This is a genomic window from Cupriavidus sp. UME77, assembly GCF_014170355.1.
Classification (GTDB): Bacteria; Pseudomonadota; Gammaproteobacteria; order Burkholderiales; family Burkholderiaceae; genus Cupriavidus; species Cupriavidus basilensis.
Genome location: NZ_LZZU01000005.1, coordinates 19,216 through 41,832, shown reverse-complemented (window position 1 = coordinate 41,832; position 22,617 = coordinate 19,216). Strand labels below are relative to the sequence as shown.

General features: G+C 65.6%; 19 protein-coding genes. 8 read left to right on the top strand and 11 right to left on the bottom strand.

Going from position 1 to position 22,617, the window contains the following annotated elements:
- Nucleotides 1-532: 532 nt before the first annotated feature.
- The 6 genes from A9975_RS01360 to A9975_RS01335 all read right to left on the bottom strand — a co-directional run bounded on the left by A9975_RS01360 (nucleotide 533) and on the right by A9975_RS01335 (nucleotide 5,294).
- Nucleotides 533-772 (bottom strand): acetyl-CoA carboxylase biotin carboxyl carrier protein subunit, encoded by a 240-nt coding sequence (locus tag A9975_RS01360; RefSeq protein ID WP_183031063.1) that lies wholly within the window; start codon nucleotides 770-772, stop codon nucleotides 533-535.
- Nucleotides 773-789: 17 nt separating this feature from the next.
- Entirely contained in the window at nucleotides 790-1,554 is a 765-nt protein-coding gene (locus A9975_RS01355; protein ID WP_183031062.1) for a LamB/YcsF family protein, read from the bottom strand.
- Nucleotides 1,547-2,536: a biotin-dependent carboxyltransferase family protein gene (locus A9975_RS01350; RefSeq protein ID WP_183031061.1), complete on the bottom strand. Its 990-nt coding sequence runs from the start codon at nucleotides 2,534-2,536 to the stop codon at nucleotides 1,547-1,549. Before A9975_RS01350 ends, A9975_RS01355 begins: the two co-directional genes overlap by 8 nt.
- The gene (gene pxpB / locus A9975_RS01345; RefSeq protein WP_183031060.1) at nucleotides 2,533-3,303 is read right to left on the bottom strand and encodes a 5-oxoprolinase subunit PxpB; all 771 of its coding nucleotides are present in this window, start codon (nucleotides 3,301-3,303) and stop codon (nucleotides 2,533-2,535) included. Before pxpB ends, A9975_RS01350 begins: the two co-directional genes overlap by 4 nt.
- Entirely contained in the window at nucleotides 3,300-4,712 is a 1,413-nt protein-coding gene (locus A9975_RS01340) for an acetyl/propionyl/methylcrotonyl-CoA carboxylase subunit alpha (RefSeq protein ID WP_183031059.1), read from the bottom strand. The genes pxpB and A9975_RS01340 overlap by 4 nt, the downstream gene beginning before the upstream one ends.
- A 147-nt stretch (nucleotides 4,713-4,859) precedes the next feature.
- Entirely contained in the window at nucleotides 4,860-5,294 is a 435-nt protein-coding gene (locus tag A9975_RS01335) for a VOC family protein (protein ID WP_150986184.1), read from the bottom strand.
- A 159-nt stretch (nucleotides 5,295-5,453) separates the two neighbouring features.
- Here A9975_RS01335 and A9975_RS01330 point away from each other — a divergent pair, with 159 nt between their 5' ends.
- The 3 genes from A9975_RS01330 to A9975_RS01320 all read left to right on the top strand — a co-directional run bounded on the left by A9975_RS01330 (nucleotide 5,454) and on the right by A9975_RS01320 (nucleotide 7,833).
- The gene (locus tag A9975_RS01330) at nucleotides 5,454-6,332 is read left to right on the top strand and encodes a LysR family transcriptional regulator (RefSeq protein ID WP_150986183.1); all 879 of its coding nucleotides are present in this window, start codon (nucleotides 5,454-5,456) and stop codon (nucleotides 6,330-6,332) included.
- A gap of 361 nt (nucleotides 6,333-6,693) precedes the next feature.
- On the top strand, nucleotides 6,694-7,290 hold the full coding sequence (locus tag A9975_RS01325; RefSeq protein WP_309403563.1) for a DUF1295 domain-containing protein: 597 nt from the start codon (nucleotides 6,694-6,696) through the stop codon (nucleotides 7,288-7,290).
- Between the two features lie 222 nt (nucleotides 7,291-7,512).
- Nucleotides 7,513-7,833: a calcium-binding protein gene (locus A9975_RS01320; protein WP_183031142.1), complete on the top strand. Its 321-nt coding sequence runs from the start codon at nucleotides 7,513-7,515 to the stop codon at nucleotides 7,831-7,833.
- Between the two features lie 441 nt (nucleotides 7,834-8,274).
- On the opposite strand, the gene bglX is transcribed toward A9975_RS01320, so the two are convergent.
- Nucleotides 8,275-10,575: a beta-glucosidase BglX gene (gene bglX / locus A9975_RS01315; RefSeq protein ID WP_183031141.1), complete on the bottom strand. Its 2,301-nt coding sequence runs from the start codon at nucleotides 10,573-10,575 to the stop codon at nucleotides 8,275-8,277.
- A gap of 241 nt (nucleotides 10,576-10,816) precedes the next feature.
- Between bglX and A9975_RS01310 the strand changes: the two genes are divergently transcribed.
- Nucleotides 10,817-12,364: a glucan biosynthesis protein G gene (locus A9975_RS01310; protein WP_183031140.1), complete on the top strand. Its 1,548-nt coding sequence runs from the start codon at nucleotides 10,817-10,819 to the stop codon at nucleotides 12,362-12,364.
- 69 nt (nucleotides 12,365-12,433) lie between these two features.
- Here A9975_RS01310 and A9975_RS01305 read toward each other — a convergent pair whose 3' ends face one another.
- The gene (locus A9975_RS01305) at nucleotides 12,434-13,777 is read right to left on the bottom strand and encodes an aspartate aminotransferase family protein (RefSeq protein ID WP_183031057.1); all 1,344 of its coding nucleotides are present in this window, start codon (nucleotides 13,775-13,777) and stop codon (nucleotides 12,434-12,436) included.
- A gap of 223 nt (nucleotides 13,778-14,000) precedes the next feature.
- On the opposite strand from A9975_RS01305, the gene A9975_RS01300 reads away from it, so the two are divergent.
- Nucleotides 14,001-14,894, top strand: coding sequence for a MurR/RpiR family transcriptional regulator (locus A9975_RS01300; RefSeq protein WP_183031056.1), 894 nt, complete (start codon nucleotides 14,001-14,003; stop codon nucleotides 14,892-14,894).
- 132 nt (nucleotides 14,895-15,026) lie between these two features.
- Here the strand turns inward: A9975_RS01300 and A9975_RS01295 are convergent, their stop codons facing one another.
- A complete protein-coding gene (locus tag A9975_RS01295; RefSeq protein WP_183031055.1) occupies nucleotides 15,027-15,938 on the bottom strand; it encodes a glutamate/aspartate ABC transporter substrate-binding protein in 912 nt (303 codons plus the stop codon).
- 259 nt (nucleotides 15,939-16,197) lie between these two features.
- Between A9975_RS01295 and A9975_RS01290 the strand changes: the two genes are divergently transcribed.
- The 3 genes from A9975_RS01290 to A9975_RS01280 all read left to right on the top strand — a co-directional run bounded on the left by A9975_RS01290 (nucleotide 16,198) and on the right by A9975_RS01280 (nucleotide 18,951).
- Nucleotides 16,198-17,115: a LysR substrate-binding domain-containing protein gene (locus tag A9975_RS01290; RefSeq protein ID WP_183031054.1), complete on the top strand. Its 918-nt coding sequence runs from the start codon at nucleotides 16,198-16,200 to the stop codon at nucleotides 17,113-17,115.
- A gap of 139 nt (nucleotides 17,116-17,254) precedes the next feature.
- Nucleotides 17,255-17,728, top strand: coding sequence for a RidA family protein (locus tag A9975_RS01285; protein ID WP_183031053.1), 474 nt, complete (start codon nucleotides 17,255-17,257; stop codon nucleotides 17,726-17,728).
- Nucleotides 17,729-17,754: 26 nt separating this feature from the next.
- On the top strand, nucleotides 17,755-18,951 hold the full coding sequence (locus A9975_RS01280) for an aminotransferase class V-fold PLP-dependent enzyme (RefSeq protein WP_183031052.1): 1,197 nt from the start codon (nucleotides 17,755-17,757) through the stop codon (nucleotides 18,949-18,951).
- 53 nt (nucleotides 18,952-19,004) lie between these two features.
- Here the strand turns inward: A9975_RS01280 and A9975_RS01275 are convergent, their stop codons facing one another.
- Both A9975_RS01275 and A9975_RS01270 read right to left on the bottom strand, forming a co-directional pair.
- Nucleotides 19,005-20,423, bottom strand: a complete 1,419-nt coding sequence (locus tag A9975_RS01275) for an HlyD family type I secretion periplasmic adaptor subunit (protein ID WP_183031051.1) — start codon at nucleotides 20,421-20,423, stop codon at nucleotides 19,005-19,007.
- 3 nt (nucleotides 20,424-20,426) lie between these two features.
- Complete coding sequence (locus A9975_RS01270) at nucleotides 20,427-22,595, bottom strand: type I secretion system permease/ATPase (RefSeq protein ID WP_183031050.1); 2,169 nt, start codon at nucleotides 22,593-22,595, stop codon at nucleotides 20,427-20,429.
- Nucleotides 22,596-22,617 lie beyond the last annotated feature (22 nt).

Sequence of the window (22,617 nt, the reverse complement as noted above, 5' to 3'; positions counted from 1 at the left end):
GTCAGTTTCCAGGATGCAACGGGGTAGAAAATCCAGTCCAGGCGTGGTGAAACCCCTGGATGAACCAGCGCTGAAGCACGAATACCTGCCGCGATGGCCGCCCTGTGCCTGAAACCTGCTGGCGCACAGGGCGGGCTCGCGTCTTGTTTTTATTTCCGGAGAGCTAACCACCTGCCGGGAATCTCGGGCCTTTAAAGGCCGCCGGGATTCATGCTTCATCGATTACACCGGATACTTTGCAACAAGCATGCCAGCGTCAATTTCGTTAAAAACACGGAATTCCGGGCGTTATGATTCCTGACTAAAAAAAGCCATCTGACTCGGGGATTCAGTGCGCCCCGCCGCACCACAACAATGAACCTATCGTCCCGCCTGGGGCATGGAACGCACCGAAACCGGCATCGTTCGCAGCCAGCTGGTGATTAACCTCCCAACCCACGGGATCATTGAGAAAAAGCCAGGCCGTGCGGCCCGGCCGACGCCACAAAATCAATGTCAGCGGCGAATTTACAGCTTTATCGACAGCGCGATTTCAATCAACAGGAATAAAGCTGCCCAATACCTGGCCTTCTTCCACCACTTCACCTTCGGCCACGCAATACGATTCGATATAGCCAGCCGATCCGGCCTCAAGCGGTATTTCCATTTTCATGGATTCGATAATCAGCAGCGTGGCATCCTTTACCTGCATCTCGCCGGGCTGCGCCACGAGCTTCCAGAGGGTGCCGGCGGTGTCTGCCACGACGGATATGGGGGATTTTGTGTGGGGCATATTCTGTTTTTCCGTAGCTATCGTGATTGCGGTGCGCGCACCGTGATGCCCTGCGCCTCCAGCGCGGCGCGGATGCGGCGGGCAAAACCCGCCGCGCCCGGCTGGTCGCCGTGGATGCAAAGCGTGTCCGCCCGGACCGGCACGTCCACGCCGCCGAGCGAGCGCACCACACCGTCGCGCACCATGCGCAATACCTGCGCGATGCAAGCCTCCACGTCGGTGATCATGGCGGCGGGATGGCTGCGCGGGGTCAGCGAGCCATCGTCCTGATACGTGCGGTCGGCAAAGACTTCCTGCGCCACCGCGAGCCCGGCCTCGCGCGCGGCCGTGACCAGCGCGGAGCCGGCCAGGCCGTAGAACACCAGCGACGGATCCACATCGCGCACCGCCTCGCACAGCGCGCGCGCCATGACGTCATCGCGCGCGGCCTGGTTGTACAGCGCGCCGTGCGGCTTCACATGCGCGAGCCGGCTGCCGGCCGCGGCGGCAAACGCCTGCAGGGCGCCAACCTGGCAGACCGTGATGTTGTAGATTTCCTCGCGGCCAAGCTGCATGGCGCGCCGTCCAAAGCCTTGCAGATCCGGAAAGCCCGGATGCGCGCCGAGCGAGACGCCGAGCGCAGTGGCGGCGCGCACGGTGGCTGCCATGGTCTGCGCATCACCCGCGTGAAAACCGCAGGCGATGTTGGCGGAGGTGACATGCGGCAGCACGGCCGCATCGTCGCCAAGGCGGTAGATGCCGAAGCTCTCGCCCATATCGCTGTTGAAATCGATCTCAGCCATGCGCGTGCTCCCCTGCCGTTGCCGTATCCATCGCTTCGAACACCGCGTCCTGCAGCATGGCAAGGCGCTGGGCTTCGCGCAGATCGATCAAGGCAAAGCGCACCGCCTCGCCCGGCATCTTTTGCGCCAGGCGCGGCAGGTCCACCGCGCACACATGGGCAATCTTGGGATAGCCGCCAGTGGTCTGGCGGTCCGCCATCAGCACGATGGGCTGACCGTCGGGCGGCACCTGGATCGTGCCGAAGGCCACGGCCTCGGACAGCATCTCGGCAGGCGCGGCCAGCGCGAGCGGCGAGCCTTCCAGGCGATAGCCCATGCGGTCCGATTGCGCGCCGATGCGAAACGGCTCGCTGACCAGCGCGTGCCTGGCGGCGTCGGAGAAGCACGCCCATTCGCGCCCGGCGACGATGCGCAGGGGCTGATCGGGTGCGGTGAGGACATCGGCCGGAAACGTCGAAAACGCCGGAAACGCCGGAAACGCCGGGGAACCGGCATCGCGGACCGGTGCGGGCACGCCGCCACGCAAGGCAATGCGCTCGCCCTTGCGCAACGGCTTGCCGGCCGCGCCGCCATAGCCGCCGCGCACAAAGGTGCTGCAACTGCCCATGACCGGCGTCAGCGCAAAGCCGCCCTGCACCGCAAGGTAAGCGCGCAAGCCGCTGCGGCGCTTGCCGAAGGCCAGCACCGCGCTTGCGGCGACGGGCACCGCACGGTTCATCGGCATGGGCGCGCCGTCCAGCGTGGCATCCAGATCCGCGCCGCACACCGCGATCACGGCCGGCACATGGAACCGCAGCGTGGGGCCCATCAGCGTGATCTCCAGCGTGGCTTGCGCCGCGGCGTTGCCGGCCAGCGCGTTCGCCAGCCGGTGGGCGCGCTCGTCCATGGCGCCATTGGCCGGCACGCCAAGTTGCTGGTAGCCGTTGCGGCCGAGATCCTGGAAGGTGCTCAACGCACCGGGCTTGATGACTTCGATGCTCATGGTTGCACGCCTGTGTCCGCCAGCATGGATTCAAATACGTCGGAAGAGATCGGCACGAAGCGCACACGATCTCCGGCTGCCAGCAGGCACGGCGACGCGCGATGTGGGTCAAACAGCGCCACGGGCGTACGCCCGATCAGGTTCCAGCCGCCCGGCAAGGTCATGGGATAGATCACGGTCTGCCGATTGGCCAGGCCAATCGAGCCCGCCGCCACCGCGGTACGCGGCGTGCTGCGGCGCGGCGGCGAAAGGCGCGCATCGAAGCGGCCCACATAGGGATGCCCCGGCGCGAAGCCCAGCATCAGCACATCGACCGGCTCGGCGCCATGCAGCGCGATGACCTGCTCGGGCGACAGGCCGCAGGTGGCGGCCACATCGTCCAGGTCGGGGCCGTGCTCGCCGCCATAGCAGACGGGAATATCGATCACCAGCGGCGCGCCCGCGTTTGACGACAGCCCTTCGCGCACGAGTTCGCCGATCATGGCCGAGAGCGCCTCGAACGGGGCGCTGGTCCCCGTCACGCGGGCCACGGCAATGGGCTGGTAGTGCACGCCCACGGTGGTCAGGGCGGGCACGATGTCGGTCACGCCGGGCAAGGCCGCAGCGGCGATCCGCACCGCTGCCGCGCAGGCTTGGCGGTTGATGGCGATATCCGCCACCGTGCCGAACTCGACAATCAGGCAGCGATCGCCGGACGGCGCGATCCGCCAGGACGCTTGCGCGGCCGGTGCGGCCGGTGCGGCGTGTTGCGTGTCCTGCGCGATCATGCCCGCACCTCCACGGCGGATGGAGCGGGCACAGCCACCGGCGCGGCGGACTCGCCCACCAGCACCGCCAGTTCGCGCTCCACAAAACCGGTATCGACGCGGCCGGCACGGAAGTCCGCATGGTCCAGCACGCGGCCAAGGAATACAGCGTTGTGCCGGATGCCTTCGATCACGGTTGCACCGAGCGCCGCCTGCATGGTGGCGATGGCGGCTTCGCGGTCGGTGCCATAGGCAATCAGCTTGGCGATCATTGGATCGTAGAACGGCGTAATGGCATCGCCCTCGCGCACCCCGGTGTCCACGCGCAGCCCGGCCATGCCCGCCGGAAGGCAAAAGCGCGCCAGCTTCCCCGGCGATGGCATGAAATGGCGCGCCGGGTTCTCGGCATACAGCCGGCACTCGATGGCCGCGCCGGTGCGCCGGATCGCATGCTGCGCGCAAGGCGCGAGCGTGCCGGCGGCGAGCCGGATCTGCGCCTGCACCAGGTCCCAGCCGGTGATGGCCTCGGTCACGCCGTGCTCCACCTGGATGCGCGTGTTCATCTCCAGGAAGAAGTACTCGCCGCTGTCCGCGTCGAGGATGAACTCGACCGTGCCCGCGCCGCTGTAGCGCTGGTGCGCGGCCAGCGCCACCGCCGCCACGCTCATGCTGGCCAGCACGGCGGCCGGCACATTGGGCGCCGGGCTTTCTTCAATGATCTTCTGGAAGCGGCGCTGCACCGAGCATTCGCGCTCGAACAGGTGCACCGCCGTGCCGTCACCGAAGCCAAACACCTGCACCTCGATATGCCGGGCGCGCGGCACGTAGCGCTCCAGGTAGATGCTGGCGTCGCCAAAGGCCTTCAGGGCCAGCGCCTGGGTGGACGCCACCGTGGCCGCCAGCGTGTCTGGCCCGTCAACGCGCTTCATGCCGATGCCGCCACCACCGCCGGCGGCTTTGACCAGCACGGGATAGCCAACGCGCTGGGCCTCGGCGTGCAAGCGCGACAGGTCGTCGGGCAGGAAGCGGATACTGCCGGGCAGCACCGGCACGCCGCACGCGGCGGCAATATCGCGGGCGCGGTTCTTGTCGCCCATGTTCTCGATCGACTCGACAGACGGGCCGATCCACCGCATGCCTTGCGCTTGCGCCGCACGGGCAAACGCGGTGTTCTCGGAGAGGAAACCATAGCCTGGGTGCACGCCATCGGCGCCATGCGCCGTGCCCGCGGCGAGCACCGCTTGCACATTCAGGTAGCTCTGCGCCGCCGGCGCGGGACCTACCGCGACAGCAACGTCGGCCATCTCGCAGTGCAACGCGCCGGCATCGGCGGCGGAATGCACGGCGACGGTTTCCATGCCGAGCGCCTGCGCGGCGCGGATGATGCGGCAGGCAATCTCGCCACGGTTGGCAACCAGGATTCTTCGCATATCGACTAACTCTTGCAGCTACTGCGTGGGGGCGATGCACGCGGGGCGGGCAAGCCCTGCCCCGCGTGCGGCGGCCGGCCTTGTGGCCGGTCTCACTCTGGTCTGACGTGGATCTGGTGCGGATCTGGCGCGGATCCGACGTTGGTGTTACTTGGCGAACAGCGAAGCGATATTGGCGAAGGCCTTGAGCTCCAGCGCATTGCCCGACGGGTCGAGGAAGAACATCGTGGCCTGCTCGCCTACCTCGCCCTTGAAGCGGATATGCGGCTCGATGATGAACGACAGGTTGGCGGCCTTGAGCCTGTCGGCGGCGACATGCCACTGGTCCATCGGCAGCACCACGCCAAAGTGGCGCACCGGCACGGCATCGCCGTCCACGGCGCTGGTATGGCGGTGGCCCGCTTCTTCCGGCGCCAGGTGGGCCACGATCTGGTGGCCGTAGAAGTTGAAGTCCACCCAGTCCGGCGCACTGCGCCCTTCGGGGCAGCCCAGCAGGTCGCCGTAGAACTCGCGTGCGGCGGCGATGCTGTGGACGGGGAAGGCAAGGTGGAACGGGGCGAGGACGGGAGTGATTTCGCTCATGGCGCTTGGGGATCGATGTGTCGTGTGTGGGTCGGATCTTGGCCCGCCGCCGGCAACGCGCCGGCCAGTGAACCAATGAGGGAAAGTCTAGGCATGGCAACCAATTAAAAAAAGCGATATATTTTTGACCTTAGCTACACGAAAATTGATGAATCGATCATGCTGCGCGAATTCAAGACCTTTATCGCCGTAGCCCGGCACGGCACCTTTGCCAGCGCGGGCGCGCGCATCGGGCTCACCCAGTCGGCGGTCAGCGCGCAGATCCACCGCCTCGAGCAAGAGCTTGGCTTCGCCTTGTTCGACCGCACGGGCCGCTCGGCGCGGCTGAACGCCGCCGGCCGGGAAACCCTCGCGCTGGCGGAGGAACTGATGGCGCTCTACGCGCGCATCGGCGAGCATGGCGGCGCCACGGAGCGCAGTGGCATGGTGCGGGTGGGCTCGATCGCCTCGGCCCAGGTGTCGTTCCTGATCGACGCCATGGCCGCCTTCCGCGCCGAGCTGCCCGGGTGCAGGATCCGCGTTGTGCCGGGCGTGTCCCTGAACCTGCTTGGCCAGGTGGATGCGGGCGAGATCGATATCGCGGTGATGATCCGGCCGCCCTTTGCGCTGCCGTCGGAGCTGGAGTGGCGCACGCTGGTGATGGAGCCGTTCGTGCTGCTGGCGCCGGCCGCGATGGCGGGCCAGGCGTGGAGCGACGCGCTGGAATCCGCGCCTTTTATCCGCTATGACCGCAGCTCGTTCGGTGGCCGGCTGGTCGACCAGTTTCTGCGACAGTCGCGGCTGGCGGTACAGGACGCCATCGAGCTGGACGAACTGCAGGGCATCGTGCAACTGGTCGCGCGCGGCCTTGGCGTGGCGCTGATTCCGCAAACGGCGGCGCAAGGCCCGTGGCCGCACGGCGTGACAGCCCTGCCGCTTGGCGACGATACCTTTCACCGCGAGATCGGCCTGGTGGAGCGGCCGCGCCATAGCCGTCAGCCGGTGGCAAGCCGGCTCGCCGAGTACATCAGCGAGGCGGCGTCGGGCTACAAGGTGTAGGCCGGCGCACATCCCGCCCGCCGCCTTGCACGCCGTCGCCACCCTCCAGCGCGGCCCGTGGCCGCCTGACACGCGAGGCGCAAGGTTGACCCCTCGTTAGGGGGATATGGGTTGCACCCGCATCCCGGCGTAATCTCTGCTCATGATTGGCACGCTGAATCCACCCGACGCGGCATGATGATGTCTCGCCCGGGTCATGCAGGCTTGCCTTATAAAAACAGAGAGGTACCAGGGAATGCATAACGATAGCGACGCAAAGTCGCCTAGCGCCAATGGGGTCAATAGGGTCAATAGGGTCAATGCGCGCAACGCTGGTGGATTCACTGCCAGATTCATCCGGCCACAAGTGCGTGAGATGGTGATGGAGGTATCCGCGCGCCTGTGCGTCGCCCTGCTGCTGAGCCTGTTCGCCTATAGCGCCTACGCGCAGTGGCGGCTGGCGCCCGAGCGCATCACCTTGCTGCTGCTCGTGGTTGCCACGGTGCTGACCGTAGGCTTGTCGCTGTTCTCGCGGATCCCCGAAAAACGCGACATGCGCCCCTTGAGCTTTGTACTGTCGATTGGCGGCAGCTTCTATTATCTCGGGATCGAGCTCGACCCCGGCGTTCGCCTTGTCCCCGAGACTGTCGGCGCCACGCTGGAAATCACCGGCATCCTGTTCCAGCTATTCGCCAAGCTATCGCTGCGCGGCTCCTTCGGCATCCTGCCCGCCAATCGCGGCGTGGTGTCGCGCGGCGCGTACCGGCTCGTGCGCCACCCCATCTATCTCAGCTATCTGGTGACAGACCTTGGCTTCCTGCTGGCCAACTTCGGCTGGCGCAATGCACTGCTCTACGGCGGCCTTTATGCCTTGCAAACGGGCCGGGTGTTCAGGGAAGAACAGCTCCTGGGCCAGGATCCCGCCTATCGCGCGTATCAGGCCAATGTGCGATATCGCGTCATTCCCGGCGTGTTTTAAATGGCGGCCGGGATTACCGGGCTCGCCACTCCTGATTGGGAAAATTCTAATATCGGATGCCGAAATATCTAAATACCCGAACACCGGAAAGGCAACGATGATCATAGCCAAGGATCTGGGAGGATCGATTGCTCCCCGATTCCTGCAAAGGCCCGCCGATCGCGGACATCCGCCAGACCGGCAGGCCTCACCATCGAAGTGCTAAAGGAGAAGGAGACCCTAATGATTCCACGGCTAGTATCAACGGCCAGCCTGGCGCTGCTCGCATTTTTCGCTGCCGGCAGCGTCGGCGCGCAACAGCAGCCGATGAATGCAAAGGAAGCCAAGGCAAAATTCGCGGAAAAGTTCGCTGCTGCCGATACCAATCACGACGGCAAGCTGACGAAAGAGGAAGCGGAGGCGGGCATGCCCGAGGTCTACAAGAACTTCGACGCGATCGACGCCAAGAAAAAGGGCGAGATCACGCAGAAACAGATTGGCGCGTACTGGGCGGCCAAGTCCAAACAGCGCGCTGCGGCGCAAAATCCGGGAAGCCTGAATTGAGCTGACGGCGCTGGCCCTTGAGGCAGGGTCAGGGCGAGTTCCCTGGCGTGCTGGCCAGAACCAGGCCAGTGCCGGGGAGCTTTAATATTTATCCAATGATGGATGGTATGGATGGTCCCTGGCTATATTCCAGTCAGGTCAGGAGGTTGAAGGCGAACCCTAGCGCAATCGCGCCGCCTAGCGCTTCCACTGCCGCCAGCGCGAGAAGGTTTTTCAAAACGAATGCATCGTCCTGCTTGGTCACCATGGTGTTGTCTCCTGAAGTAGGAATCCACGGCTAGACACTTGTGGAAAGCACGGCAGTATCTGTTCCACACGCCAGCCACGTCTCAACGCGCTTTCAGTAGACCGCAACGCGGCGCCGGCGAAAAGCTGGCATAAACCCCTATTCAGGCCAGCGGGCTGGGACCGCGCGCGCAATCAACGTGCTTTCCCAAGCCCTCACCTCTGCCCCTGCTGCAGCACGAAGCCCTGCTCCCGCACCGCTTGCGAATCCAGCCCGATCTGAACCTTGAATTCCCCCGGCTCGGCGGCGTACTCCAGCCTGGCGTTGAAGAACTTCAGCTTGTCCTCATCAAGGGAAAAACGCACGACGCGCTCCTCGCCTGCCTTGAGCATGAGCTTGTGGAAGTCCTTCAGCTCCTTCACCGGCCGCACCACGGATGCGGCAACGTCCTGGATATAGAGCTGGACCACGGTTTCGCCATCGCGCTGACCGGTGTTCTTCACCGTCACGCTCGCCTCGATGCGGCCACCGCGCTGCATGGTGGGGCTCGACAGCGTGATGCCCGACACGTTGAAATCCGTATAGCTCAGTCCGTAGCCGAACGGGTACAGCGGGCCGGACGTTTCCTCGAAGTATTGCGAGGTGTAGTTCGGCGGCTGGCCCGGCACGAACGGGCGCCCGATACGCAACTGGTTGTAGTAGGTGGGGATCTGCCCGAGCGAGCGCGGGAAGGAAACGGGCAGCTTGCCCGAAGGGTTGTAGTCGCCAAACAGCACGTCGGCAATGGCATGGCCGCCTTCGGTGCCGGCGTACCAGGTCTCGAGCACGGCGTCGGCATTGTCCTTCACCCAGTTGATGGTGAGCGGGCGGCCGTTCATCAGCACCACCACCATCGGCTTGCCGGTGGTCTTGAGCGCCTTGAGCAGCGTCTCCTGGCTGCCCGGCAGCGACAAGCTGGTACGACTCGAGGCTTCGTGCGACATGCCGCGCGACTCGCCCACGGCCACCACGATCACGTCGGCGCCTCGCGCTGCCGCCACGGCTTCGGCAATCATGTCTCCCGGGGCGCGCTTGTCCTGGACAATCTCGGGCTTGTCCCAGTTCATGAAGTTCAGGTACCCGACCACGCCAGCGTCATCGGTCACGTTCGCGCCGCGGGCATAGACCACGCGGCCATTGCCGCCGAGCGCGTCGCGCACGCCTTGGAGCAGCGTCACCGTCTGCGCGGATTTGCCGGCAGCCGACCAGCTCCCCATGGTGTCGACAGGCGCATCGGCCAGCGGCCCGACAACCGCGACCGTGCCGGACTTCTTCAGCGGCAGCGTGCGCTCGCGGTTCTCGAGCAGCACCAGCGACTTGCGCGCGGCGGCGCGTGCGGCCTCCCGATGCAGGCGGCTCGGTGCGTCGACGTCCGCCGGGTCCTGCTCGGCGGCGCCGATGCGCTTGAAGGGGTCCTGGAACAGTCCCAGGTCGTACTTGGCGCCCAGTATCTCGCGCACCGCGTCGTCAATGACGCGCATGGGCACTTCGCCGGATTTCACCAGCTCGGGCAAGTGATCCCGGTAGGCGGAGTCGTGCATGCTCATGTCGACGCCGGCCATGATGGCGAGCTTGGCGGACTCGCGCGCATCCTTGGCCACGCCATGCTTGGTCAGCTCGTCGATGGCCCCGTGGTCGCTCACCGTGATGCCTTTGAAGCCCCAGCTCTTGCGCAGCAGGTCCCGCAGCAACCATGTGTTGGATGTGGCCGGCACGCCGTTGATCGAGTTCAGCGCGATCATGACGCCGCCGGCGCCGGCATCGACGCCGGCGCGGTACGGCGGCAGGTAGTCCTGGTACATGCGCAGCGGGCTCATGTCGACCGTGTTGTAGTCGCGCCCGCCTTCCACCGCGCCGTACAGCGCGAAGTGCTTGACCACCGCCATCACGCTATCTGCGTTGGCCAGGGAGGTCCCCTGAAAGCCCCTGACGCTGGCCTGCGCGCACAGCGAGACCAGGTACGGATCCTCGCCAAACCCTTCCGACGTGCGGCCCCAACGCGGATCGCGCGAGATGTCGACCATCGGCGCGAAGGTCATGTCCAGGCCGTCCGCGCTGGCTTCGATGGCCGAGACGCGCGCGCTCTGCGCCACGGTTTCCATGTCCCAGCTCGATGCCAGGCCCAGGCTGATCGGGAAGATGGTGCGCTGTCCGTGCACCACGTCGTAGGCGAAGAAGATGGGGATCTTCAGGCGGCTGCGCTCCACCGCCGCCTGCTGCATCGGCCGGTTGTCCTTGCGCGTCACCGAGTTGAACGTGCCGCCTACCCGGCCCGCCGCGATCTCCTTGAGCAACTGGGGCTGGGGCATGTCCTCGCCGATGCTGATCAGGCGCAACTGCCCGATCTTCTCCTCCAGCGTCATCCGTCCTATGAGATCGGCGACGAAGGCATTCTTGTCGCCGGCGGCAGCCGGCGCGGTGCCGGCAAGAACCGGCGAACAAACCAGGCTGGCCGACAGGGCCAGCGCAGAGAGCATTCTCATCTGAGTGTGATCCAGGTGGCGCGACACGGTGGCTGCCCCGCAGGTGATGCGTGTTTCCTGCCTGGCAGGCACGCGAAGCGAAATACGCTATCGTTTATCTTTCAGCACTGCGAGCGCAGTTTACCGCCACTACACTATCTGCTGCCGCAGCATGTGACGCGGCAGCCTTGCTTAACCTGTTTTTCTGGAGAGATTCGTGGTTCTTGCCGCCTTCGCCGCGTCGTTTCGTAACAAGATGCAAATCGCCTTGCCAACGCTGCTGGCCGCCGGGGCGCTGCTGGCGGGCAGCCAGGCCAGCGCGTTCTCCCTGGACGACGTGGTGCCCCGCGCCAAGACCCTGGCCGACAAGCCCTATGCCGCGCCGGTCAGCAACCTGCCCCCGGTGTTCAGCCAGATGCAGTTTGCCGACTACATCAAGATCCAGCCCCGGCGCGACAACCTGGAGTGGAAGGACCAGGGCACGCCGTTCCGCCTGGGCTTCTACCACCAGGGCATGCAGTTCGGCAGCCCGGTACGCATCAACGAGATCGTGGGCGGCGCCGTCCATGAGATCAGGTACGACCCCGCGCGCTTCGACTTCGGCGACCTGAAGCTGGACAAGTCCGCGACCGGCAACCTCGGCTATGCCGGCTTCCGGGTGCTCTACCCGATCAACCGGGCCGACAAGCTCGACGAGATCATGAGCGTGCTGGGCGCCAGCTACTTCAGGGTCATCGGCAAGAACCAGGTCTATGGCCTGTCCAGCCGCGGCCTGGCCATCGATACCGGGCTGCCCGTCGCAGAGGAGTTTCCGGCCTTCCGCGAGTTCTGGATCGAGCGGCCCGACCCACAGGACAAGCACCTGGTGTTCTATGCGCTGCTCGATTCCCAGCGCGCCACCGGCGCCTACCGCTTCGATCTCTATCCCGGCGAGGATGCGGTCCTCAAGGTGCAGGCGCGCATTTTCCTGCGCGGCCCCGTCGCCAAGCTGGGCGTGGCGCCGCTGACCAGCATGTTCCTGTTCGGGCCGAACCAGCAGCGCGACCAGTACAACTTCCGCCCTGCCCTGCACGACTCCAACGGCCTTGCCATCCATACCGGCAGCGGCGAATGGCTATGGCGCCCGCTGAACAATCCGCGCAACCTCGCCATCAGCACCTTCCAGGTCACCAACCCCAAGGGCTTCGGCCTGCTCCAGCGGGGCCGCGAGTTTTCCTCGTATGAAGACCTGAAGGACCGTTATGACCTGCGGCCAAGCGCCTGGATCGAGCCCCAGGGCGACTGGGGCAAAGGCAAGGTCGAGCTGGTGGAAATCCCCACGCCCGACGAAACCAACGACAACATCGTCGCGTTCTGGACGCCGGACCAGTTGCCGCCCAAGGGCCAGCCCCTGAAGGCGGACTACACGATGCACTGGACCCTTGACGAGCGCGCCCTGATGGACAAGGACCTGGCCTTGGTCAAGCAGACACTGCGCTCCGCGGGAGAAATCACGCAGGCCAACCTGATCCGCCACCTGGATGGCAGCACCGGCATCGTGGTCGACTTCGAAGGCCCCGTGCTGGCGAGCCTCCCCCCGGGCACGCAGGTAGGCGCGCAGGTCAGCGTGAGCAGCAACGCCGAGATCATCGACAGGGTGGTGGAACCCAATCCCGTCATCAAGGGCTGGCGGCTGAACCTGCGGATCAAGGTCAAGGATCCGAAGCAGGTGGTGGAAATGCGCGCGGCGCTGGTGTCCGGCGACAAGACGCTGAGCGAGACGTGGAGCTACCAGATGCCGCCGTATTCGGTCGGCGGCAAATAGTACGGGTAATACGAAATACGACCGCCGGTTGCGCCGTGCCGCCCCCCGTCTTGCGCCTGGCGTCCCGGCTCAGGCGAGCGCGCCGCGGGTCGCCGGCATCACGGCCTGGACCGACGCGGCAAAGCGCTCGACGATGCGGTCGATATCCTGCGCCGTGCAGATAAACGGCGGCGCAAAGAGCACGTGGTCGCCCCGCACGCCATCCACGGTGCCGCCCATCGGATAGATCAGCAGCCCGTTGTGCATGGCGGTGGACTTGAGCCGGGCATGCATCTTCAGGGCCGGGTCCAGTGTCGCCTTGGTCTCGCGGTCGGCCACGAACTCCACGCCGACAAAGAGGCCGCGGCCGCGGATGTCGCCCACGTTGGGGTGGTCGCCCAGCGTTTCGCGCAGCCGGGCGCGGAGCTGCTCGCCGCGCGCCAGCACGTTCTCCAGCAGAAGGTCCCCGGTGATGGTGCGCTGCACGGCCAGCGCCGCCGCGCACGCCGTGGCATGCCCGATATACGTGTGACCATGCTGGAAGAAGCCGCTGCCGCCCACCACCGCGTCATAGATGCGGCTGCTCGATATCATCGCGCCGATCGGCTGATAGCCCGCGGCCAGGCCCTTGGCGATGGTCACGATATCGGGCACCACGCCATCCTCCTCGCAAGCGAACAGGTAGCCGGTGCGGCCCATGCCGGACATGATTTCGTCGAGGATCAACAGCACGCCGTACTTGTCGCAGACGGCGCGAATGCGCCTGAGATAGTCCGCCACCGGCGGCACCGCGCCGGCGGTCGCGCCCACCACCGTCTCCGCCACGAACGCGGCGACGCTCTGCGGGCCGAGCTCGAGGATCTTGGCTTCGAGCTCGTCGGCCAGGCGCTGCGCGTACTGCTGGTCGGTCTCGCCCGCTTCCTGGTCGCGGTAGGCGTAGCACGGCGCCACATGGTGCGCCGGCACCAGCAGTGGCAGGAACGGCTCGCGGCGCCATGCATTGCCGCCAATGGCCAGCGCCCCCAGCGTGTTGCCGTGGTAGCTCTGGCGGCGCGCGATGAAGTGGCGGCGCTGCGTTTGCCCGATCTCCACGAAATACTGCCGCGCCAGCTTCAACGCGGCCTCGACCGCCTCCGAGCCGCCCGAGACAAAGTAGACGTGGTTCAGATCGCCGGGCGCCGCTTGCGCCAAGGTGCGGGCCAGTTCTTCCGACACTTCGGTGGTGAAGAACGATGTATGCGCATAGGCGAGCGAGTCGGCCTGCTGCTTGATCGCCTCGATCACCCTGGGATGCCCGTGGCCCAGGCAGGACACCGCGGCCCCACCCGAAGCGTCGATATAGTGCTTGCCGTTGCTGTCAATGATCTCGATGCCCTTGCCGGCGACTGCCACGGCAAGCGTCTGGCGGGGATTGCGGTGGAATACGTGGGTCATGATGTCTGGTGTGGAAACTGAATCCATGCAGGATCGGCCAATGAAGCGCTGCCGGCACCGGCGAAGTATAAGAAAGCGCGCCCGGTTATGCAACATTTGTTTCTTTACAAATGAACGAGATTCACTCGATTCAATCTGCACCGCGCCGCGCCGCAGCCACGTCCAGTGCGTCGTGTGACCAGTTGTGCAACAATCGTTACATCCGTCAATCAGGACACCACCCATGCCTACCGAAGTCTCCATGCCGCCGCAGAGCCTGGATGAACTACTTGTTCATCTCCGGGAGAACTTCGCCACACTCAGTACGCAGTTCCAGGGCGGGGCGCGCTACCTGCTCGATCATCCGCAGGAGATTCCCATCCTGTCCATGCGCAAGATTGCCGCGAATGCAGGTGTCCAGCCGGCCACCCTGGTGCGCCTGGCGCAGTTCCTTGGCTTCGAGGGCTGGCAGGGCCTGCGCGAGCTCTTTGTCGAGTCGATCCGCGGCGGCCCGCAGCCCTACGCCAAGCGTGCCAAGAAGCTGGTGCGCGAGAGCGGGTCAAGCCGGATGCTCACGGAAATGCTCGACGCCCAGCACCGCAACCTCGACCTGACCGGGGCCAACAATGCCGAGTCGATGCCGCAGGCTGCCGACCTGCTCAGCGGCGCGCCCAATGTGTATGTGGCGGGCTTTCGCTCGTGCTACCCCATCGCGTTCACCCTGCACTATGTGTATCGGCTGTTTCGCCCAACGGTGCACCTGATCCGTGGCGATGCGGGCACGCTCGAGATGGAGTTGCGCGCCCTGACGGCCAAGGATGCCGTGGTGGTCGTGAGCTTTGCGCCCTACTCGCAGGAAAGCATCCGCGTGGCCGATGCCGCGCGCGAGGCCGGCTGCCGCGTGGTGGCCCTGACCGACAGCACGGTGGCGCCGATTGCCTTGCATGCCGATTGCACGCTGCTGTTCTCCATCGACAGCCCGTCGTTCTTTCCCTCCATCACGGCCGGCGTGGCGGTGGCGGAAGCCCTGGTCGAGCAGTTGCTTGCCAAGAAGGGCAAGGGCGCGATCAAGGCGCTCGAACTCGCCGAAGGCCAGTTGCACCAGACCGGCGCCTATGTCCCGGCCAGGCGGGGCTAGCTGGACGGACATGCGCCAGGCGAGCTGGCCTGGCCGCAGCCGGTCCGCTCACAACGCAAGGCACTTGCCCCGTATCACCCAGGGTGGCGGCGTTCTTGACAACGGTCAAGGTGGCCGCCTCCTGGTACGGGATTACTCAAACGCTTCGTCGTTGGGCTGGTCGTAAGCCTTCTTGACCGCGGCGCTCATCGGGAACTCGAAATTGATGTTCTTTGGCGGCACTGGCTTGCTGAACCATTTGTCGTACAGGCCCTTGATCTCGCCGCTCCTCATCAGGCCGGTGATCACGCCGTCGACCAGCTTCTTGAACTCGGGATCGTCCTTGCGCATCATGAAGCCGTAGGCCTCGAACGACTGGGGCGTGCCAACCACTTCCCATTCCGCCGGGTTCGGCGCCAGCGTTTTCGCGCCCGACAGCAGCACGTCGTCCATCATGAAGGCGGAAACGCGGCCCGATTGCAGGATCAGGAACGACTCGCCGTAGTCCTTGGCGCTCTGGATCGTGATGTTGGCCTTCTTGTCGTCGTTGAGCTTGCGCAGGATCCGCTCGGACGTGGTGCCCGCGTTGGTGACCACGGCCTTGCCGCCAAGGTCCGGGAAGTCGTGCACCGGGCCGCCCTTCTTGACCAGCAGGCGCGTGCCGGCAACAAAGAAGGTGGTCGAGAACGCCACCTGCTGCTGGCGCGCTTTCAGGTTGGTGGTGACCCCGCACTCCAGGTCGACCGTGCCGTTCTGGACCAGGGATATGCGGTTCTGCGACGTGACCGGCACCATGCGGACCTCAAGCTTGGCCAACCCCGCCTGCTTCTTGACCTCGGCCACCACCTTGTCGCAGATGTCCTGCGAGTAGCCGATCACCTTCTGGTTGCTGTCGTAGTAGGAAAACGGGATCGAGGTGGTGCGATGCCCGATCGTGATCGTCCCCGACTCCTTGATCCGAGCCAGCGTTGGGCTGGCAGCCACATCCGAGGCCTGGACCGCCCCCACGCCAAGCATCGCTCCCAGCATTGCCAATCCGAGGCAGGTAGCTTTCACAGCTTTCATTTATCGCTCCTTGTTTAGCAGACATGCGACGGGCCATCGCGTTTGAATACTATTCACTGAGCAACAACTGTTCCATCATGGATAACCATGAAACATATGTATTTTTTTCGGGAAAAATGAAGTAACGGACGCATCGCGCACCAATAAGGCGCTACAAATGGTGCATGGCCGGCCTCGTTTTGAGGCAGGGCGGAACCAGCAGGCCTGCGCAACCAGGCGTAGCATGTCGCGCTCGCCTCTCAGCTTTTGATTCCGCCTCATGCGTTCCATGCGATCCCTGCCGCCTCTCGTCACCCTGCGCGCGTTCGAGGCCGCCGCCAGGCGCCTGAGCTTCAGCCTGGCGGGGCAAGAACTTTTTGTGTCACAAAGCGCCATCAGCCACCATATCCAGCGCCTGGAGAACGACCTGGGCGTGACGCTGTTCGAGCGGCGTGCCCGCGCGGTTGCGCTGACACCCGCGGGGCAGGCGTATTACGCCAAGGTACACGCGGCGTTCGAGCTGCTGCGCGACGGCACCGAGCAAGTACGGGCGCCCAGCACGGCGCGCACGACGCTGACCGTGGGGCTGCTGGCGTCGTTTGGCACGCGCTGGCTGGCGCCGCGCTTGCAGGCGTTCTCGCTGGCGCATCCCGGCATCGACCTGCAGTTGCGGCCCGATATCGGCCTGGCCGATGTGGCCGGCGGCGAGGTCGACGTGGCGATCCGCTACGGGCGCGGCGCCTGGCCGGGCGTGCAGGCGCAGCAACTCATGCCGGAGCGCCTGTCGGTGGTCTGCGTGCCCGGCCTGATCGCCGGGCCGGACCGGCCCGCCAAGCCACAGGACCTGCTGCGCTTTGCGTTTTTATCGTCGCATGCCCGGCAGCCGTTCGAGTGGGACGCCTGGTCGCGCCGCTTTGGCCTGGACCTGAGCCAGGCGCAGACCGTGCATCTGCACGACTACAACATCGTGGTGGAGGCAGCGCTCGCCGGCCAGGGCATCGCCATGGGCCGCCACCGCCTGATCGCCCAGCAACTGGCCAGCGGCGCGCTGGTGCAGGCCCTGCCCGACGCGGTGCTGGATGATCCCGGCATCGGCTGGTGGCTGGTCGCACCGCGCGGCGCGCTGGGCGAGGCCGCATTGGCGTTCCGTGGCTGGCTGATGGCGGTGGCCGCCGAGGATGCGCTGGACTACGCCTGACGCCACGTAGCGCCGCGTGGCGCCGCATGATCACCCACGGATTAGTTTTGCTCATGTGTGGCGGGGCAAGAATTGATTGGTTTCCCGGCCGCCAAACCGATAGGATGGGCCTTCCCAATCTCTTTCCCGCGCACCCCCCATGACTCTCTCCCTCTCCGCCCGCGTGGCTGAACTCGGGCTGACCCTCGAAGCCGCGGCCGCGCCCGCTGCCAACTACGTGTCGTTCGTGCAGGACGGCAACCAGCTCTTTATCTCCGGCCAGATCTCCCGCGAACATGGCCAGGCCGCGTACCTGGGCCGCCTGGGCGACAATATTTCGGACGAAGACGGCGTGCGGGCGGCGCGGCTGTCGGCGCTCGGCATCCTGTCGCAGATCGCCGCCGCCACGGGTGACCGGCTCGACCGGGTGGCCCGTGTGGTACGGCTGGGCGTGTTCGTGGCTTGTACGCCGGACTTCAATCGCCAAAGCGCCATCGCCAACGGTGCGTCGGACCTGATGGTGCAGGTCTTCGGCGATGCAGGCCGCCATGCGCGCAGCGCCGTGGGCGTGGCCTCGCTGCCTGCCGGCGTTGCCGTGGAAGTCGAGGCGGTCATCTCGCTGACCTCGGCCTGAACCGAACGCGCATCACAGGAGCCCCCATGCCAGCCCCCCTCACCGTTGCCGCCATCGACGCCCTGCGCGCCCTTACCCCGGGTGCGCAAGGCACCACGCATTTCAACCACGGCGGCGCCTCCCTGCCGTCAGCGGCCACGATCGAGGCGATCTACAGCCACCTGCAGCGCGAGGCCACGCTGGGACCGATGGAAGCCGGCGTCGCGGCGCGCGAACAAACGGAACGCGCGCGCACCCTCGCCGCGCAACTGCTCAACGCGCAGCCGGCGGAGATCGCGCTGACCACGGGCAATTCGCCCGGCTGGGGCGCCGCGTTCGCCGCCCTGGGAGCCTGGCAACCCGGCGACCGGATCCTGGTCGGGCGCCACGAATGGGGCGGCAACCTGGCCACCATGCGACTCACGGCGCAGCGCGCGGGAGTGTCGATCGAAACCATTGCGTCCGATCACAGCGGCGCGGTGGATCCCGAGGCGCTGGAAGCCATGCTGGACGACCGCGTGCGCCTGATTGCGCTGACCTGGCTGCCGGCCAACGGCGGGCTGATCAACCCGGCAGCGGCCATCGGGCAAGTGGCGCGGCGCCACGGCATCCCCTACTTCATCGACGCGGCGCAGGCGGTGGGGCAATTGCCGATCGATGTCACCCGGTTGGGCTGCGACGTGCTCAGCGGCGCAGGGCGCAAGGCACTGCGCGGCCCAAGGGGAACAGGCCTGCTGTATGTGCGGCAGGACTTCCTGCCCCGGCTCACGCCGGCATTCGTCGACACGTACTCCGCGCCGCTGGACGCGGACGGCGAGCCGGTGCTGCGGGCCGGCGCGGCCCGCTTCGAATCGGCGGAAGCATCGATGGCGCTGCGCTGCGGCCTGGCCAACGCCTTGCAGGAAGCGCTGGAGATCGGCCTTGAAAACATTCGTGCGCGGATCGATGCCACCGCGCAGGCGCTGCGTGTGCAGCTGGCCGGCATACCCGGCGTGACGGTGCTGGACCAGGGCCACGAGCGCTCCGGACTGGTAGCGTTCAACCTGGCCGGCCAGGACCCGGTCTCGGTGCAGCGCAGCCTGGCGGCGCAGGGTGTGGTGATCGGCAGCAACGGCGTCGCCTATACGCCCCTGGATATGCACGCCCGCGGACTCAGCCAGATCGCCCGCGCCTCGGTCAGCTACCTGACCACCGAGGCGGAGATCGGGAGGTTGGTGGAGGGCTTGCGGGCGCTGGTGCGTTAGGGCGCAGCTAGCCCGATATCCAGGCCGAGCCAACTCACGGACCCACTTGCGCGTCAGCGCTCGCGCAGGCTTTCCTGTCCGTATTCCATCAGCGGGCTCAGGAAGTATTCGATCACCCGCCGCTTGCCGGTTTTCACCTCGACTGTCACAGCCATGCCCGGCGACAAGTGCACCTCGGTGCCGTCGACGTTCATTGTGTTACGTGTCAGCCGAACCCGGCTGGAATAGATCAGACCGCGCTTCTCATCGTTCTGCGCATCGTGCGACACCGAGGCAACCGTGGCGTGGATGGTGCCGTACTTGGTGTACTGGAAGGTTTCGATCTTGGCCTCCGCGACCTGGCCGGCGCGCACGAAGCCAATGTCTTTGTTCTCGATGAAGGCCTCGACCTCCAGCGCGTCGTCCGTCGGCACGATCACCATCAGCGGCTGGGCTGGTGTCACCACTCCTCCTACCGTATGCATCGCCAGTTGCTGCACGGTGCCATCGACAGGCGCCACCAGTGTCATAAGCCGGGTGCGGGTCTGCGCCTTGAGCAACTCCTGCTCCAGGCTGGCCGCCTTCTGTTGGCCATCAGTGAGGGATTCCAGAGCGATCCTCCGGGTTTCTGCGCGCAGGGAAGTGCGTTGCTCTCGTGCTTCGCGCAAGGAGGCCTCGATTTCCCGCAGGCGGCTGCGCTGGACGGCCAGGTCGGCCTCCTGTTCAATCCGCACCTGCTCACGTTCGAGATAGCCATGTTGGGACACGAAGTTCTTCTCGACGAGCGTTTTGTAGTCGTGGGCGCGCTGCCGCGCAATGACCACGGTCTGCGACAGCTTTTCCACCGTGGCCTGGGTCGATCGGATCTCCGCCTCGCTGCGGGCGATCTCGGCTTCGATGCGGGCGAGCTTGGAGCGATATTCAAGATACTGGCCGTCCAGCAGGCGCTGCGCCTCTGCCCGTTTGCCGGAATCGGCCTCTTTGTCATCAAGCGGGATCACCTTCCCGGCCTCCAACGCGTGCATCAGTGCTTCGGCCCGCTCCACTTGTAGCCGGGCGACCTGCCGATCGCTGCTAATACGGTCGGTATCGGCCTGGGCAGAGGTCGCATCCATCTCCAGTAACAGGTCACCAGCCTTCACAGCCTGCCCGTCGGTGACGTGGATGGCTTTGACCGCCGCCGCCTCCAGCGGCTGGATGACCTTGGTGCGATGATTCGGAACGATCTTGCCCTGCGCGGTGGCCACTACATCCATCTTGCCGAATAGGGACCACAGCACCGCCAGCAATGCGAACGCCATCAGCAGCCACATGGCCGCGCGCGGTGCGGGAGAAACCGGGCTTTCCTGCAATGACAAGGCTGCCGGCAGGAACTCTGCCTCATGCGCGGTGTACCCCCGCCCCTCAAGTTCGCGGCGCCGCTGCCAGACATGGGTCAGAATTTGCACGTAGCGCTGGATCAGGTCCCAGGCCGCCTGTAGTTGGAGTTTCATCGCTCACCCCTGTTGCAGGCTATGCAGGCGCGCGTACAGACCGTCCGGACGCTGTACCAGGTCGGCGTGGCTGCCGGATTCCGCGATCTGCCCCCGCTCCATCACAATGATGCGGCTGGCGTCGCGCACCGCCGACAGCCGATGCGCGATGATCATCACGGTACGCCCCTGGCAAATGGCCCTCATATTGTCCTGGATGACGCGCTCGGATTCATAGTCGAGCGCGCTGGTGGCCTCATCGAAGATCAGGATGCGCGGGTTGGTCATCAACGCTCGGGCAATGGCAATGCGCTGGCGCTGGCCTCCGGACAGGGTCGAGCCATGCTCACCTACCATGGTGTCGTAGCCTTCCGGCAACTCGCTGATGAAATCGTGAGCGCCGCCAAGTTGCGCCGCCCGCATCACAGCCTCCAGAGGTGCGCCGGGGTCCGTCAAGGCAATATTGTCTCGAATGGAGCGGTTGAACAGGACGTTTTCCTGGAGCACCACGCCGATCTGGCGGCGCAGCGAAGAGGCATCCGCCAGACCCAGGTCTACGCCGTCGACCAGCACGCGGCCGCGTTCCGGCACATAGAGGCGCTGCACCAGCCTGGTCAGCGTGCTCTTGCCCGAGCCGGAGCGACCGACGATGCCGATCACCTCCCCGGGGCTCACCGCGAGACTCACACCGCGCAGGACTTCCGGAGCATCCGGCCGGTAGCGGAACGCGATATCGTCAAATTCGATCTGCCCGCGAAGCGGCGGCAACGCGCTGCGGTTGCCGGCCGCTTCGGTGCGGGAGTTCAGGATATCGCCCAGGCGCTGGACCGAAATGCCGGTCTGCTGGAATTCCGTCCACAGTTGGGCAAGCCGCATGACGGGCTGCGCCACGTGGCCGGCCAGCATGTTGAAGGCCACCAACTGGCCCACTGTCATGCTGCCGTCGATCACCAGCCTGGCCCCGAAATACATCGTGGTGACGGTGACAATCTTGCCGATCAACGTAACGCCGCTGCTGGCAAAGGTGCCGATGGTGGCGGTCTTGAAGCTGGCCGAGACGTAGCCCGCCAGCTGGTTGTCCCACTTGCGGGTCCATTGCGGCTCCGCCGCCATCGACTTGACCGTGTCGATGCCACCGATGGTCTCCACCAGGAAGGACTGGTTTTCCGCGCCACGGTTGAACTTCTCCTGCAGCCGGATGCGCAGGATCGGCGTCACCGCCACCGACAGCAACACGTAGCAGGGCAGCGAAACCACCACGATCAGCGTGAGCCATCCGCTGTAGTACAACATCACGGCAAGGAAGGCCACGGAAAACACCAGATCCAGCACCAGCGTGATAGCGTTGCCGGTCAGGAAACTGCGGATATTCTCCAGTTCGCGCACACGGGCTACCGAATCGCCCACACGCCGCGCCTGGAAATACGCCAGCGGCAGCGACAGCAGGTGTCGAAACAGCTGCGCCCCCAGTTCCACGTCCATGCGGCTGGTGGTGTGCGCGAAGATGTAGCTGCGCAAGCCCGTGAGCGCCACCTCGAAGAGGCTCACCACCAGCAGGCCGACGGCGATCACATCGAGCGTGGTGAAGCCGCGGTGTACCAGCACCTTGTCCATCACTACCTGAAAGAACAGCGGAGTGACCAGCGCGAACAGTTGCAGCACCAGCGAAACCAGCAGTACCTCACCCAGCAACCTGCGGTATTTGACGATCGCCGGAATAAACCACGTGAAGTCGAACTTGCCCAGCCCGCTGGCCAGCGACGCGCGAGAGGCGAACAGGATCAGCTCGCCAGACCAGCCTTGCAGGAAGTCTGCCAGGGGCTGAATCTGCGGCCGCTCGACCGCGGGGTCGTGGAGCAGAACGCGCCCCCCCGCGATGTCGGCCTGCGCCAGCACGACGAATCGCCCGTCCGCGAGGATGGCGACGGCTGGCAGCGCCGTGTGGGAGAGCCGCTCAGGTGCCGGGCTTGCGCTCTTGGCCGACAATCCCAGGCGCTTGGCCGCCAGCAGCATGTCTCGCTTCGAGAAGGCTTGTCCGGCGGAGCCGCATTCATGGGCAAGCTGGTCTGGGTCGGTGGCAATGCCATGAAAGCGCGCCAGCATCACCAGGCACAGCAGGCCCGAATCCACGGCATGGGATTCAGGCGTCGGGACCGGAGATCCCCCGCCGGCGGTGTCATTGGAAATCAGCATCAAACAACCAGGAGGTGCAAAG